This is a genomic window from Streptomyces sp. NBC_00448 (genome assembly GCF_036014115.1).
GTDB lineage: Bacteria > Actinomycetota > Actinomycetes > Streptomycetales > Streptomycetaceae > Actinacidiphila.
On sequence record NZ_CP107913.1, the window covers coordinates 4,019,371 to 4,033,245 of the forward strand.

At 72.9% G+C, this 13,875-nt stretch carries 12 protein-coding genes; 4 read left to right on the top strand and 8 right to left on the bottom strand.

The window, feature by feature from the left end:
* Nucleotides 1–134: 134 nt before the first annotated feature.
* Together OG370_RS16965 and OG370_RS16970 are read right to left on the bottom strand one after the other, a co-directional pair.
* A complete protein-coding gene (locus OG370_RS16965; RefSeq protein ID WP_328465108.1) occupies nt 135–404 on the bottom strand; it encodes a WXG100 family type VII secretion target in 270 nt (89 codons plus the stop codon).
* A 208-nt stretch (nt 405–612) separates the two neighbouring features.
* Nucleotides 613–846, bottom strand: coding sequence for a hypothetical protein (locus OG370_RS16970; protein WP_328465110.1), 234 nt, complete (start codon nt 844–846; stop codon nt 613–615).
* Between the two features lie 10 nt (nt 847–856).
* Here OG370_RS16970 and OG370_RS16975 point away from each other — a divergent pair, with 10 nt between their 5' ends.
* Entirely contained in the window at nt 857–1,171 is a 315-nt protein-coding gene (locus tag OG370_RS16975) for a hypothetical protein (RefSeq protein ID WP_328465112.1), read from the top strand.
* Nucleotides 1,172–1,583: 412 nt separating this feature from the next.
* Here the strand turns inward: OG370_RS16975 and OG370_RS16980 are convergent, their stop codons facing one another.
* Together OG370_RS16980 and OG370_RS16985 are read right to left on the bottom strand one after the other, a co-directional pair.
* A complete protein-coding gene (locus OG370_RS16980; protein WP_328465114.1) occupies nt 1,584–2,582 on the bottom strand; it encodes an alpha/beta fold hydrolase in 999 nt (332 codons plus the stop codon).
* Between the two features lie 418 nt (nt 2,583–3,000).
* On the bottom strand, nt 3,001–3,693 hold the full coding sequence (locus OG370_RS16985) for a metal-dependent transcriptional regulator (protein WP_328465116.1): 693 nt from the start codon (nt 3,691–3,693) through the stop codon (nt 3,001–3,003).
* A 141-nt stretch (nt 3,694–3,834) separates the two neighbouring features.
* On the opposite strand from OG370_RS16985, the gene OG370_RS16990 reads away from it, so the two are divergent.
* Nucleotides 3,835–4,596 carry an SIS domain-containing protein gene (locus OG370_RS16990; protein WP_328465119.1) on the top strand — a complete coding sequence of 254 codons (762 nt, stop codon included), beginning with the start codon at nt 3,835–3,837 and terminating at the stop codon, nt 4,594–4,596.
* Nucleotides 4,597–4,662: 66 nt separating this feature from the next.
* On the opposite strand, the gene OG370_RS16995 is transcribed toward OG370_RS16990, so the two are convergent.
* A complete protein-coding gene (locus OG370_RS16995) occupies nt 4,663–6,057 on the bottom strand; it encodes a PAS domain-containing protein (RefSeq protein ID WP_328465121.1) in 1,395 nt (464 codons plus the stop codon).
* 342 nt (nt 6,058–6,399) lie between these two features.
* Nucleotides 6,400–7,038, bottom strand: a complete 639-nt coding sequence (gene pdxH, locus OG370_RS17000; RefSeq protein WP_328474189.1) for a pyridoxamine 5'-phosphate oxidase — start codon at nt 7,036–7,038, stop codon at nt 6,400–6,402.
* A gap of 223 nt (nt 7,039–7,261) precedes the next feature.
* On the opposite strand from pdxH, the gene OG370_RS17005 reads away from it, so the two are divergent.
* Nucleotides 7,262–8,362 carry a citrate synthase 2 gene (locus tag OG370_RS17005; RefSeq protein WP_328465123.1) on the top strand — a complete coding sequence of 367 codons (1,101 nt, stop codon included), beginning with the start codon at nt 7,262–7,264 and terminating at the stop codon, nt 8,360–8,362.
* A gap of 112 nt (nt 8,363–8,474) precedes the next feature.
* On the opposite strand, the gene OG370_RS17010 is transcribed toward OG370_RS17005, so the two are convergent.
* Nucleotides 8,475–11,405 (bottom strand): FAD-binding and (Fe-S)-binding domain-containing protein, encoded by a 2,931-nt coding sequence (locus OG370_RS17010; protein WP_328465125.1) that lies wholly within the window; start codon nt 11,403–11,405, stop codon nt 8,475–8,477.
* Nucleotides 11,406–11,561: 156 nt separating this feature from the next.
* On the opposite strand from OG370_RS17010, the gene serC reads away from it, so the two are divergent.
* A complete protein-coding gene (gene serC / locus OG370_RS17015) occupies nt 11,562–12,680 on the top strand; it encodes a phosphoserine transaminase (RefSeq protein WP_328465127.1) in 1,119 nt (372 codons plus the stop codon).
* 87 nt (nt 12,681–12,767) lie between these two features.
* Here the strand turns inward: serC and OG370_RS17020 are convergent, their stop codons facing one another.
* A complete protein-coding gene (locus OG370_RS17020) occupies nt 12,768–13,823 on the bottom strand; it encodes a hypothetical protein (RefSeq protein WP_328465129.1) in 1,056 nt (351 codons plus the stop codon).
* Nucleotides 13,824–13,875 lie beyond the last annotated feature (52 nt).

The window sequence follows — 13,875 nt, forward strand, 5'->3', positions numbered from 1 at the left end:
AGGCGCGGGCACGACGGGCAGGCGCCCGGGCGGGTGGAAGGGCGGGGGCATGCGGAAGGGCCGGGCGGTCGGAGCGATGCTCCGAAGCCCGGCCCTTGCGGTACCGCGCGGCCTCGAACGTGACCGGACCAGCGTCAGCTGGTGGCGTGCTCGATGTTGGTCGCGTTGGTCTTGGCGGAGTTCTGGGCCTCGTGAAGCGTCGACACGAACTTCTCGAAGGTCGGCTTCAGCTGCTCCCACTCGCTGCGGAACTGGTTGGCGCGCGGGCCCTTCCAGTAGTCCGCACTGCTGCTGGTCGCAGAGTGAAGGTGGTTGATCAGCGTCGCGAGGTTACCGGCCTCGGTTCCGAACTTTCCCGCCAGTGCAGTCAGTTGGGCGATATCGGCGCCCTGCATACCCGCCATGTGCGTCCCTCCCCGTTAGTAGGAAAACGTGGCGGACACCTCATCCGCCATACGGGACGCTAGCAAACGGGGGCCGTGAATGCAGCCCCCGTCCCAGACGCCCCGCCCGTTTGTTGCCGAACGTGGACATCACCACGGGAACGTCACCCACGGGACGCGGTCCGCCCACTGTTCGGTGCGTGCCGCTGTTCCGTGCGTGCCGCGTTATTCAGCTGCTGGGCAAGCCGGTTCGGGTGAACGTGTCGGTGGGTCCGTCGGTCCACTGCACGGTGAGCGTCTTGCCGTCCGCGGCCATCACGCCGTGTCCGGAGGTCCGTTCCTTGTCGCCGTCCATGCAGGTCATGGTCAGGTGGACGCCGTCCCGGTCGGTGTAACTGCCGCCGCACAGGTGGTCGCTGGTCAAGGCGGCCTTGCCCTTGCCGAGCACGAGTTGCACTTTCACCCCGTCGACGGTGGCGAGCCAGACGCCCTCGACGGTCTGTGTGGAGTCCGTGGACGCCCCACCGGTGTCGCCGCCCTCCGCGGTGTCGGTGGCCGAACCGGTCGCGCTCGGCGTGCCGGTGCTCGCGGCGGAGACCGACGGCGCCGGCGGCAGCGTGGCCGTCCGGCTCGCGCTCGGTTCCTTCCTGGCGTCGGTGCTGCGCCCGCTGCCACCACACCCGGTCAGCAGGAGTGCTGCGGCGACCACCGCGGCGGCGGTCGCCGTACCCGCGTACCGGGCCGCCGTGGCGCGGCCGCGCAGGCCCGCGGCACCCGGCCGGCTCTGACCGTCCCCGCGGTTTCGACTTCGACTGCGACTTCGACGACTCAAACGACTCCGACAGCGCATCCGCACTCCCCCATGTCGCGATGTGGAACCCAGCGGACACGCAAGCTACCAGCAGCCGAACGACTACGCGCAGTCCGAACCCCCGTCCCGCCCGCACCTCACCCCGACAGCCACGCACGGCTCCACATTCGCCACACACAGGCACCACAACACCCGCTCCCGCCTCCCAGCAGCCTCACCGCCGCGACACAGCCACGGGCCGACGCCGTACGGGTGATGACGGCGCGGGCGCCCGTCTCGCTCGGGCCTGTCCCGGCCTTCGGTACGCGGCCCGGTGAGCGCGCGGCCACGTCGGTCCGCGTCCCGGTCGGCGCCCGTCTCCGCCAACCGGCTGGGCGCTCCCGACCGGGTCATGCCGAGCCCGCGGCCTCCCGTTCGGCGAGGGCCTCACCGACGAAACGCTCCAACGTCTCCACCCAGGCCTCGGGTTGGTCCCACGGAGCGAGATGACCGGCGTCGGCTATCTCGGCGTAGCGCCCGCGCGGCAGGACACGGACCATCTCCTGCGCCTCGGCGCGGCCCAACTCGCCGGCCGGCCCGCGGACGACGAGCGCCGGGCAGTGCACCCGGGCCAACTCGTCCCAGTGGGCGTCACGTATCCAGGGGTCGCGGGAGCCGAGCAGATGCGCGGGTTCGTACATCGGGCGCCAGCCGTCCTCCCGTTCGCTCATCACCTCGGCGAAGAAGTCGCCGCGAACCGGGTCAGGCGGATCGGCCCACGGGTCGGTGACGCCGAACCACTGGCGTACGTCGCCGAGCGTGGCGAAGGGCAGCGGCCAGGACGCCAGCCACTCCGCCCACTCCCGCTGTCCCGCCTCCCCCAGGGCCGAGGCGCGCATGTCGCAGATGACGACGGCCGCCACGAGGTCGGGCCGCCGCGCCGCGCACTGCCAGGCGGTCAGCGCGCCCATGGAGTGGCCGACGAGGGTGACCGGACCGAGGTCGAGTTGCTCGATGGCGGCGATGGCGTCACGCACGTACGCCTCAGGGGTGTAGGGGCCGTCGGGCTTGCCGCTGTGGCCGTGGCCGCGCTGGTCGAGAGCGAGCGCTCGATAGTGCGGGGCGAGCCGCCTGGCGGTGGCGGCCCAGTGCGAGGCGCGGCCGAGCAGGCCGTGCAGCAGCAGCATTCCGGGGCGGGGCTCGGCGCCCCCGTCCGCCGCCGGGCGCCCGGCGGCCAGGGCCACGCCGCTCGCCGCGCGCACGTCGGCCCGTACGGCCCTGCCCATGCCCGCACCGGCAGGCAGGCCCGCACCCGCGGGTGCGCCCGGCCCGGCCGCGGCCGACCCGCCGTACTCCCACGCCGCGAGCCGCAGACCGCCCGCTCCCGTGACGTCATGCCGTGTGGCCATCCCGCACCCCCTTCCGCTCCTCGTCCGACACCGGCGGGTGCAGATGGGCGCCCGCCGGCCGCTCGGTCGCGGTTCTTCCGCGCCGCGCTGATCCCTTGCACCGGCAACGCTATCGAACTTCTATTCGAACATGGGGCTCACGCGCCCAACACCGCTCGTTCGAGTGACAGCGCTCAAGGATTGGCCGCGTGGGCCGAGGGGAGGACTTGGACGGGACGCGGCGTGCAGGGGAAGCGGGTCGCGGGAAGGTCTCGGGAAGCTCGGGGTCCCGGGTCCTTCGGGGATCGCAGGGGAGGGGCGAGGGGAGGGAAGAGCCCCGGTGCCGCACGCGGCACCGGGGCCTCGCCTTGTCCCGCGGTGCACCGGACGCACCACCCGGCGCACCGCACAGATGGCGCGTCCTGGTGCGCGACGCGCCCTACCGCTTGGCGACGAAGACGTACGAGGCGATCTCAGGGTCCAGCTCGGCGGCCTCGCCGCCGCTGCCGACCATGACGCCGCCCGCCGAACCCGTCACGCTCACCACGGCGCCCGGCTGCACGCCGGCCCGCCGCAGCGTGTGCATGACCTGCGCGTCGGTCTGGATCGGCTCCCCGATCCTGCGGACCACCACGCTCGCGCCGGCGCTGCCGGGGTTGAGTTCACTGAGGCTGACCATGCCCTCCTCCAGGAAGGGGTCCGCCTCCGTGGCCTCGCCCAGCTCCTCAAGGCCCGGGATCGGGTTGCCGTACGGCGACTCGGTGGGGTGCCGCAGGATCTCCAGCACCCGCCGCTCCACGGCCTCGCTCATCACGTGCTCCCAGCGGCACGCCTCGGCGTGCACCTGCTCCCACTCCAGGCCGATCACGTCGACCAGCAGGCATTCCGCGATGCGGTGCTTGCGCATCACCCGCGTCGCCGTGCGGCGCCCCTCGTCGGTGAGTTCCAGGTGCCGGTCCCCCGCGACGTGCAGCAGCCCGTCGCGTTCCATGCGTGCCACGGTCTGGGAGACCGTGGGCCCGCTCTGGTCGAGCCGCTCGGCGATCCGAGCGCGCATCGGAACCACACCTTCCTCCTCCAGCTCCAAAATGGTGCGGAGATACATCTCCGTCGTGTCGATCAGTCCGGACATGCGCGCCCCTCATTTACTCGTGCGTGGCCCCGCCACAATTCTGACTCATCCCACGGACATCGGGCTCCGCGCCGACCGGACAGCTCCGCCGCACGCTGGTTTTCTTGACACCGGCCAGGGCCTGGCAGCACGGTGATCCGCATGACCGACCCCCGCCAGGAACCGGCCGAGCGCTATTTCGACGCCGCGATCGCACTACTTCGCCGGGCCCGCGACGAGGAGGGGGAATCCGTCCGGCAGGCCGCCGCCGCGGTCGCTGACGCGATCACCGCGGGCGGCCGGATCTTCGCCTTCGGGGCAGGCCACTCCTCGCTGCCCGCCCAGGACGTGGTGTACCGCGCGGGCGGCCTCGCCCTGGTCAACCTACTCTCCGTCCCCGGTGTCGTCGGCGTCGATGTGGTCCCCGCCACCCTGGGCAGCGCCCTGGAGCGCGTCGAGGGGCTGGCGGGTGCCGCCCTGGACACCAGTCCGGCCCGCGCGGGCGACGTGCTCTTCGTGATCTCGCTGTCCGGCCGCAACACCCTGCCGATCGAGATGGCGCAGAACGCCCGCGTCCTGGGCATGACCGTCATCGGTGTGACCTCGCTCGCATACGCCCGGGAGACCGCTTCCCGGCACGCGACCGGCACCTTCCTGAAGGACCACTGCGACATCGTGGTGGACTCCAAGATCCCGGTGGGCGACGCCGAACTGGCCGACGACCGGATTCCCGCGCCCTTCGCGCCGGCCTCCACCGTCGTCACCAGCGCCCTGATGCAAGCCGTGATGGCGACCGCCGCCACTGACCTCGCCGCCCGCGGCGCGGTCCCCCCGATGATCCGCTCGGGCAACGTGGACGGCGGCCACGAGTGGAACGGCCGCGTCTTCGAGGAGTACCGCGACCGGATCTTCTTCCGGCGCTGAGACCCGCCGGCCCGGTGCGCGGGCCGCCCGCCGGCGCCGGCCCAAGGCGCCGGGTTCGCCGCGCGCTCAGCGCCCACCGGGCCCGTCCCGGTCCCCGTCCGCCGCGACGTCCGACCGCTCCGCCGGGCCCGCCACTCCCGCCAGGTCCAGCGCCATCGCGACCCTGGCGGCGACGTCCTCGGCGTACGCGGCGTCCGCCCGGTCGAACAGCCGGCGCCCGGCACCCCGCAGAAACGTCAGCGCGCCGACCGTACGGCCCCTGCTGCGCAGCACCGTGGCCAGCCCGTGCACGGTGCCCGCCGGCCACTGCCTGGCCTCGGCCCACGCGTCGGTACGCTCCCGGGGCGCGGCCCGCTCGGCGTCGGGTGCCCCGAAGCTGGTGCGTACGGTGCCCAGCCGCTCGACGGCCTGGCAGGCAGGGTGGTCACGTCGGTAGCCGACGGGGACGACGTTGCCCTCGGCAGGGCGCCCGGGGCCCGGCTCACCCTCCGGGGTGGCGATGATCCGCACCAGCCGTCCCGCACCGTCGGCGCGGTCCACCAGCGCGTGGTCGGCGAACCCGGCGAGCGCGAAGTCCAGGTGGAGCACCGCCGCCTCCAGGGCGCCCTCGCACTCCGCGGCTGCCCGGTCCGCGCGATGCAACTGCTGGTAGCGGAAGCGGACCCGGGCGCTCTCGTGCTCGGCGGTCTTCTGCTCGGTGATGTCGGCGAACAGCCACCCGACGCCCAAGGGCACCGGCTCCTCCCCCAGCGGCGACCCCAGCCGCACGAAGCCGCTGCGCCAGCAGTGCCGGGTGCCGGCACTGTCACCGCGCAGGCTCACCCACAGGTCGGTGGAGGCGGGCGGCGCGCCCTCCGCGAGCACGTGCTGAAGCGTGCTCTCCAGTTGCTCCGCGCCCTGGCCGAGCAGGTCGCCCAGCGGACGGCCGAGCACGCCCTCCCGGCCCGCCCGCAGCATCCGGACGGCGTGGGCGTTGACCTGGGCGGGCCGCAGGTCGGCGTCGACGAGCACCACGCCCCAGGAGGCGTCGTCGAAGAGCGACTCGCTCAGGGCGACGGAGCGTTCCAGGTCGATCTGGGCGTCGACCTCGGAGAAGGCGCAGTACACGCCGTTGGGCTGCCCGTCAGGCCCCAGGACGGCCGCTGACTGGGTGCGGACCAGGACGCGCCTGCCGTCCTTGGTGACCAGCGCGAACTCGTGCACCCGGCGTCCGTCCGCGCTCATGGCCGCCAGCAGCCGCTGCTCCGCCTGCCTGGCGTCCGGGGCGCGGGCCGCCCAGCCGTCGAATCCGCGCCTTCCTACGGCGTCCGCCGCGCTCCAGCCGAGAATGCGGGTGGCCTCGGCGTTCCAGTGGGTGACGACCCCCTTGCGGTCGAAGGCGCACAAGCCCGCCTCCATACCGTCGAGCAGCGCCGCGAGAAGCTGCTCGTCACCCTTGGATTGCGCATCGAAAGGCTGCACGTCACAACATTCAACCCTCGTGTGGGCCGCGTCACAGGCCGTTTGGATAAATGGCTTGTGCCTTCCCCCGTGAGGTTCTTACTGTTGCGGCACACACGAAGGGAGGTGGTCTGAAGCATGAGTTGCACTCGGACACGTGAGGTGGCTGCGGGCTAGCTCCGCGCACTTGGGCGTGCGTGATGCTCGCCAATCCCACGCAGTTCACCCGACCCGCGGGCTCGTCGGACTTGTCCGGCCGGTGCCCGGAGCCATCCGGCTCCGGGGAGCAGCCCGCGGGTCGTTCCGTTTTTTCGCTCCCTGAGCGCCCTGGCGTCAGGGGCCGGGTGCTGGGGTGCTGAGCGCCTAGGGTTCCAGCCGCTCCACGGACCACCCGCCGTCCGCGCCGGACACGTACCGCAGCCGGTCGTGCAGCCGGTTCTCCCGGCCCTGCCAGAACTCGACGGCGCGGGCGCGTACCCGGTAGCCGCCCCAGTACGGCGGCACCGGCACCTCGCTGCCTTCCGGCCAGCGCCCGGCCAGCTCGGCGTACCTGTCCTCCAAGGTGGCGCGGGAGGCGACGACGGAGGACTGCCGGCTGGCGTGGGCACCGATCTGCGAGCCGTGCGGACGGCTGTGGAAGTAAGCCTCGGTCTCCTGGGCGGTGGTCCTTACCGCGGTGCCACTGACGATCACCTGGCGGGCGACGGGGTGCCAGGGGAAGAGCAGCGAGACGTACGGGTTGGCGGCCAGTTCGCGGCCCTTGCGCGAGCCGTGGTTGCTGAAGAAGACGAATCCACCCTCGTCGTAGCCCTTGAGCAGCACCGTGCGCGAGCTGGGCACCCCGTCCGGTCCGACAGTCGAGACGACCATGGCGTTGGGCTCCGCGAGTTCCCCGCGTGCCGCGGCCCGCACGGCGTCGGCGAACCACCGGGCGAACTGCCGGTAGGGATCGGCGGCCAGCTCGGCCTCGGTGAGCCCTGCCGCGCGGTACTGCTTGCGCATGGCCGCGGGGTCGTCGTCACCCGGACGCGGAGCGGTCTGGTCGTCTTGCCGGAGAGGTTCGTGCACGCGCACATCTTGCAGGACCGCGGCGCGGGCGGTCCCATGGTGACCCCGTGTGCCGGATGTCACCCGCCGCGGACCCCCGCTCGGCGGGGTGACCTGACCGGCTACGGGGCATGACGGGGAGACAAGCACAGAGCCGTGATCGTGAAGGAGCCGCCCCATGTCCGACTTCGTACCGGGACTCGAAGGAGTCGTCGCGTTCGAGACGGAGATCGCAGAACCGGACAAGGAAGGCGGCTCGCTGCGCTACCGCGGGGTCGACATCGAGGAACTGGTCGGCCACGTCTCGTTCGGGAACGTGTGGGGCCTGCTGGTGGACGGCCGCTTCAACCCCGGCCTGCCGCCCGCCGAGCCGTTCCCGATCCCGGTGCACTCCGGTGACATCCGGGTCGACGTGCAGTCCGCGCTGGCCATGCTGGCGCCCGTGTGGGGCCTCAAACCCCTGCTCGACATCGACGCGGAGGCGGCCAGGGACAACCTCGCCCGCGCGGCGGTGATGGCGCTGTCGTACGTCGCCCAGTCCGCCCGCGGCCAGGGGCTGCCGATGGTGCCGCAGCGGGAGATCGACAAGGCGCAGTCGATCACCGAGCGGTTCATGATCCGCTGGCGCGGCGAGCCGGACCCCAAGCACGTCGCGGCGGTGGACGCGTACTGGACGTCGGCGGCCGAGCACGGCATGAACGCCTCGACGTTCACCGCCCGGGTGATCGCCTCGACCGGCGCCGACGTGGCCGCCGCGCTGTCCGGTGCGGTGGGCGCCATGTCCGGGCCGCTGCACGGCGGGGCGCCGTCTCGCGTGCTCGGCATGATCGAGGAGATCGAGCGCACCGGCGACGCGGAGGGCTACGTGAAGGCCGCGCTGGACCGGGGCGAGCGGCTGATGGGCTTCGGCCACCGCGTCTACCGCGCGGAGGACCCGCGGGCCCGGGTGCTGCGGCGCACCGCCCGCGAGTTGGGCGCGCCGCGCTACGAGGTCGCCGAAGCCCTCGAGAAGGCGGCACTCGCCGAGCTGCACGCCAGGCGGCCGGACCGGGTGCTGGCCACGAACGTCGAGTTCTGGGCCGCGATCATGCTGGACTTCGCGGAGGTTCCCGCGCACATGTTCACCTCGATGTTCACCTGCGCCCGCACGGCCGGTTGGTCGGCCCACATCCTGGAGCAGAAGCGCACCGGCCGGCTGGTGCGGCCCTCGGCCCGCTACATCGGGCCCGGCACCCGCAGCGTCAAGGACATCGAGGGCTTCCCCGACGTGGCTCACTGACCTGCCGGGGGGCGGGCGGGACCCGGCAAGTTCGGGCCCCGCCCGTCTCCGGAACGCAGTCACCCGCGCCCCCTGGGGACACCGTGGGGTCGGGGTCGGGGTCGGTCGGGCGCTAGGGACGGGTCTCTGGAGGCAGCGCGTCGGCGAGGAGTTCCGCGAGGTGGCGGGCCTCGACGCCGGCGAGTTGGGCGATCTGGGTGCGGCAGGAGAACCCGTCCGCGAGGACGGCGGTGCCGGGTCCGGCCGACCGGACCGCGGGCAGCAGCGCTTCCTCCGCGCAGGCCACCGAGACCTCGTAGTGGCCTTCCTCGAAGCCGAAGTTGCCGGCCAGACCGCAGCAGCCGCCGACCATGGCGCCGGTCAGTCCGGCCCGCTCGCGCAGCCTGCGGTCGGCCGCGTCACCGAGCACGGCGTGCTGGTGGCAGTGCGTCTGGCCGGTGGCGGCCCGATCCAGCCGCGGCGGCTCCCAGTGCGGCGCGTACTCCTCCAGCGCCTCCGCGAAGGTGCGTACGGACGCGGCGAGGCGGTGGGCGCGTGGGTCCTCGGCGCCGAGGAGTTCGGGCAGGTCGGCGCGGAGCGTGGCGGCGCAGCTCGGTTCGAGGACGACCAGCGACAGACCGGCGTCGAGGAGCGGTGCGAGCCGGTCGAGGGTGCGGCGCATGACGGCCTTGGCGCGGGTGAGTTGGCCGGTGGACACCCAGGTCAGGCCGCAGCAGACCGGCGCGTCGGGAATCCGCACCCGCAGCCCCGCGGCCCGCAGCACGCGGACCGCGGCCCGGCCGACCTCGGGCGCGAGGTGGTCGGTGAACGTGTCCGGCCACAGGACGACGGCGGGGCCCGCGGGCGGGACCCGAATGTCCGCGGAGGGCTCGGGCCGGACGGTCCCGGCCGCTCCGCGGAGCTCGGCGGGGCCGTCGGGAGGCCCGTCGGTTAGCCCGTCCGTGTCGGACCTATGCCACCATCGAGTGAATGTCTCGGACGCGAGTTCGGGCATTTTCCGCTCGGCGGCCACTCCCGCGAGGCGCTTCGCGAGCCAGCTCGTTGACCGCGCCCCGCCAAGGAGATTGAGCGGCCCGGCGAGCGGCGCGGCCCACCGCAACCACACCGGAAGCCAGCCCATCGCGTAGTGCGAGCGCGGCCTCAACCGCCCCCGGTAGTGGCGGTGCAGGAACTCCGCTTTGTACGTGGCCATGTCGACTTCGACCGGGCAGTCACTGCGACAGCCCTTGCAGGACAAGCAAAGATCGAGCGCATCGCGCACTTCTGTGGAGCGCCAGCCGTCCTCGATCAGCTCGCCGGCGAGCATTTCGTGCAGCAGCCGGGCCCGGCCGCGCGTGGAGTGGCGCTCCTCTCCGGTCGCCCGGAATGACGGGCACATGACGTCGGAACCGCCCTCCGGAAGCGTCGCCGTACGGCATTTTCCGACGCCGACACAGCGCCGGACCGCGGCCGGAAAATCATCTCCATCACCTGTTCGCGTGAATTCCATGGCGACCCTCCGGTCATTCGAAGGGGGTAGCACCGAGAACCGCAGATTGCTGACACTTGTCGCGGGACGCACGAGCATCCCCGGATTCATCCCGGCGTCGGGGTCCCAGAGGTCCTTGAAATCTGCAAAGAGAGCGATCAACTCCGGGCCGTACATCTTCGGCAGGAACTCGGCGCGCGCCTGCCCGTCGCCGTGTTCGCCGGAGAGCGAGCCGCCGTGCGAGACGACCAGGTCCGCGGCGGCCTCGGAGAAGCGACGGAAGCGCGCGACCCCGGCCTTGTCCACCAGGTCGAAGTCGATGCGCGCGTGGACGCAGCCGTCGCCGAAGTGGCCGTAGGGCGTGCCGCGCAGCCCGTGTTCGGCCAGCAGGGCGCGGAAGTCCCGCAGGTACGCGCCCAGTCGGGCCGGAGGAACCGCGCAGTCCTCCCAGCCCGGCCACGCCTCGGTGCCGTCGGGCATCCGGGTGGCGGTGCCGGCGGCGTCCTCCCTGATCCGCCACAGGGAGCGTTGCCGGACCGGGTCGGCCACCAGGGCATGACCGGTCATGCCCTCGGCCGCGCCGCACAATTCCCGCGCGTGGGCCAGCGCGTCGTCCGGGTCGTCGCCGCCGACCTCGACGAAGAGCCAGGCCCCGCCGCGCGGCAGGGTCCGGCCGGCCTCCCCGACCAGGTCTGCGGCCATCCCCTCCACCGTCAACGGGCCGTGCGGCAGCAGGAGATGCGCGGCGTCCGCGGCGGCGGACTCGTCGGGGTAGCCGAGGACGGCGAGCACACGGGCGGCCGGGGCCCGGACCAGCCGCACCGTCGCCTCGGTGAGTACCCCGAGGGTGCCCTCGCTCCCGGTGAAGGCCCGGGCCGCGTCGCGGCCGTGCTCGGGCAGCAGCCGGTCGAGGGCGTAGCCGGAGATCCGGCGGGGCAGTTGCGGGAATCCGGTGCGCAGCAGCGCCAGGTGCTCGTCGGCCAGGACCCGCAGGCCGTCGCGCAGCCGGGGCGGCGCGTCGGCGGTGAGGGCGCCGTCGAGCCGGACCCGCTCGCTCCGGTAGGTGAGCACGTCCAGTGCGCGCACGTTGTCGGCGGTGGTGCCCCAGGCCACCGAGTGCGCGCCGCAGGCGTTGTTGCCGATCATGCCGCCCAGGGTGCAGCGGCTGTGGGTGGACGGGTCGGGGCCGAAGGTGAGTCCGTGCCGGCCGGCCGCGGCCCGCAGATCGTCCAGCACCACACCCGGCTGCACGCGGGCGGTGCCCGCGTCGGGGTCCAGCGCGAGGACCCGGTTCATGTGGCGGGTGAAGTCCAGCACGACGCCGGTGCCGGTGGCCTGCCCGGCGATGGAGGTGCCCCCGCCGCGCGGCACCACCGGCAGGCCGTGTTCGCGGCACACCGCCAGTACCGCGGCCACGTCGTCGGCGTCCCGGGGCGCGACCACCGCCAACGGCACCCGGCGGTAGTTGGACGCGTCCATGGTCATCAGCGCGCGTGTACCGGCGTCGCAGGCGACCTCGCCGCGTACCGCCGCGCGCAGTGCCCGCTCGGCCCCGAGGGGCATGGCAACCGTCATGGGTCCAGCTTGCCGCGCTGCGGCCCGCCTGGGGTGCGCGGCGATCCGGCGGGGCGTAGCGGCGCCCCCGCCCTCCGCTATCACAGGTGGGGGACGCACCGTCTCATCGGATGGAACGCCGGCGGCAACCCGCCCGTAACGGACTACGCTGCGGGCGTGGCCGATATTGAGATCCCCGCTGACATCAAGCCCGCCGACGGACGGTTCGGGTCGGGCCCCTCCAAGGTGCGGACGCAGGCGCTCGACGCGCTGGCCGCCACCGGGACGTCCCTGCTGGGCACCTCTCACCGCCAAGCGCCGGTGAAGAACCTGGTCGGGCAGGTCCGGGACGGCGTGCGCGCGCTGTTCTCACTCCCTGAAGGCTACGAAGTGGTGCTCGGCAACGGCGGGTCCACCGCCTTCTGGGACGTCGCCACTCACGGGCTGATCAGCGCGAAGTCGCAGCACCTGTCGTTCGGCGAGTTCTCCTCGAAGTTCGCGAAGGCGTCCCTCCAGGCGCCGTGGCTGGCGGACCCGTCGGTCGTGAAGTCCGAGCCGGGCACCCACCCGGAGCCGGTGGCGGAGGCTGGCGTCGATGTGTACGCCCTGACCCACAACGAGACGTCCACGGGCGTCGCGGCGCCGATCCGCCGGGTCGCGGGCGCGGACGACGGCGCGCTCGTCGTGGTGGACGCCACCTCCGGTGCGGGCGGCCTGCCGGTCGACATCACCGAGACCGACGTGTACTACTTCGCGCCGCAGAAGTCCTTCGCGGCCGACGGCGGCCTGTGGCTGGCGGTGTTCTCGCCGGCCGCCCTGGAGCGCGCCGCGTCGATCGGGGAGTCGGGACGGCACATCCCCGCGTTCTTCGACCTGCCGACCGCGATCGACAACTCGCTGAAGAACCAGACGTACAACACCCCCGCGCTGTCCACGCTGTTCCTTCTCAAGGAGCAGCTCGAGTGGATCAACGGCCAGGGCGGTCTGGAATGGGCGGTCAAGCGCACCGCCGACTCCTCCTCGCGGCTGTACGGCTGGGCGGAGAAGGCGTCGTACGCGACGCCGTTCGTGACCGATCCGGCGCAGCGTTCCCAGGTCGTCGGCACCATCGACTTCGAGGACGGCATCGACGCCGCCGCGGTGGCGAAGGTATTGCGGGCCAACGGCATCGTGGACACCGAGCCCTACCGCAAGCTGGGCCGCAACCAGCTGCGGATCGCGATGTTCCCGGCCGTCGAACCGTCCGACGTCGAGGCGCTCACCGCGTGCGTCGACTACGTCATCGGGCAGCTCTGACCGCTGCGGTGACCTGCTGATCCGTCCCGGGGCCGCCGCACGGCAGGCGGCCCCGCCGGCGGCACGCCGACGCGGTATGACGGAGTGTCAGTCCTGCCTGCGGCGCAGGCGCCCCAGCCTGCGCAGGCCGTACCCGGCGGCGGCGATCACGGCGAGCACGACGAAACCGACCGTCCTCCCGCCGGAGTTCTCGGCCTTCTTTGCGCCGGTGCCGGCAGTGGGCCGCGGCGACGGGCCATCCCCGGGCGAGCCGGTTGCGGTCGGGGAGGCGTCCGTCCGCGCGGTGGCGCCGGCGGACTGTGTAACGTCGTCGGGCAGTTCCTCACCACCGAGCGTCGCCTTCCACACCTTGCTGTCCTTCCCCTCGCTGCCGTACAGCAGCGAGCGTCCGTCGCGGGTGAAGGTGACGGACTCGCCCTGCGGCTGTATCGGCACGGTGAGGGAGTCGATCTTGTGCGGCCGGCCGTCGGCCCAGCGGTAGACGGCGGACCAGAGGTACCCGCGCAGCACCAGGCGGCTGCCGTCCGGGGAGAAGGCGCCGTCGGTCACCCAGGGGACATCGCCGATCCGGTGGAAGACGTTCACCCCGCCCGCGCTCAGTGCGGCGGGGCCCTCGTACAGGTGACCGCCCTTCTGGCTCTTGCTGGCGAGGTAGACCCGGCCGGTGGTGGGCTGCACCATCAGCGCCTCGGCATCGCGGGGGCCGTCCTCGTACCGCACGGTGAAGCGGATGACGTCGACGGTCCGGCTGGTCAGGTCGCGCGGTTCGGGGAACCGGTAGATCCGCACCTCGGGCCAGGAGTTGAGGTTGTCGCCGGTGTCCGCGACATACAGGTCGCCGTCGGGGCCCAGCGAGATCGCCTCCACGTCACGGGCGTGGACCCCGCGCATGGTGAGGGTGGCGACGGTCTTCCCGGTGGCCGCGTCGACGCCGTAGACGTAGGGCCCGTCGCCGCTGTCGTTGTGCGTCCAGTACACCCCCGGGTGCAGCCGGCTGGCGGCCAGGCCGCTGGACTCGATGATCCGCGGGTCGCTGATCCGAAAGGCCACCGCCGGCCCGCTGTCGGCGCTCGCGGGCGCGGCCCAGGCGCAGCTCAGGACGACGGCGGCACCGGCGGCGGCCGCCGGCAGGTACGTACGCATGGGCCAAGCGTGCCATCCGGTCACAGACGGTCCCGCGGCCGAGTGCCCCTCT

What these genes read in the sequence shown, in the direction of transcription:
- OG370_RS17020 (WP_328465129.1), bottom strand. Translation starts at nt 13,823, where the DNA reads ATGCGTACGTACCTGCCGGCGGCCGCCGCCGGTGCCGCCGTCGTCCTG.
- OG370_RS16990 (WP_328465119.1), top strand. Translation starts at nt 3,835, where the DNA reads ATGACCGACCCCCGCCAGGAACCGGCCGAGCGCTATTTCGACGCCGCG.
- pdxH (WP_328474189.1), bottom strand. Translation starts at nt 7,038, where the DNA reads ATGCGCAAGCAGTACCGCGCGGCAGGGCTCACCGAGGCCGAGCTGGCC.
- OG370_RS16985 (WP_328465116.1), bottom strand. Translation starts at nt 3,693, where the DNA reads ATGTCCGGACTGATCGACACGACGGAGATGTATCTCCGCACCATTTTG.
- OG370_RS17005 (WP_328465123.1), top strand. Translation starts at nt 7,262, where the DNA reads ATGTCCGACTTCGTACCGGGACTCGAAGGAGTCGTCGCGTTCGAGACG.
- OG370_RS16980 (WP_328465114.1), bottom strand. Translation starts at nt 2,582, where the DNA reads ATGGCCACACGGCATGACGTCACGGGAGCGGGCGGTCTGCGGCTCGCG.
- OG370_RS16965 (WP_328465108.1), bottom strand. Translation starts at nt 404, where the DNA reads ATGGCGGGTATGCAGGGCGCCGATATCGCCCAACTGACTGCACTGGCG.
- OG370_RS17010 (WP_328465125.1), bottom strand. Translation starts at nt 11,405, where the DNA reads ATGACGGTTGCCATGCCCCTCGGGGCCGAGCGGGCACTGCGCGCGGCG.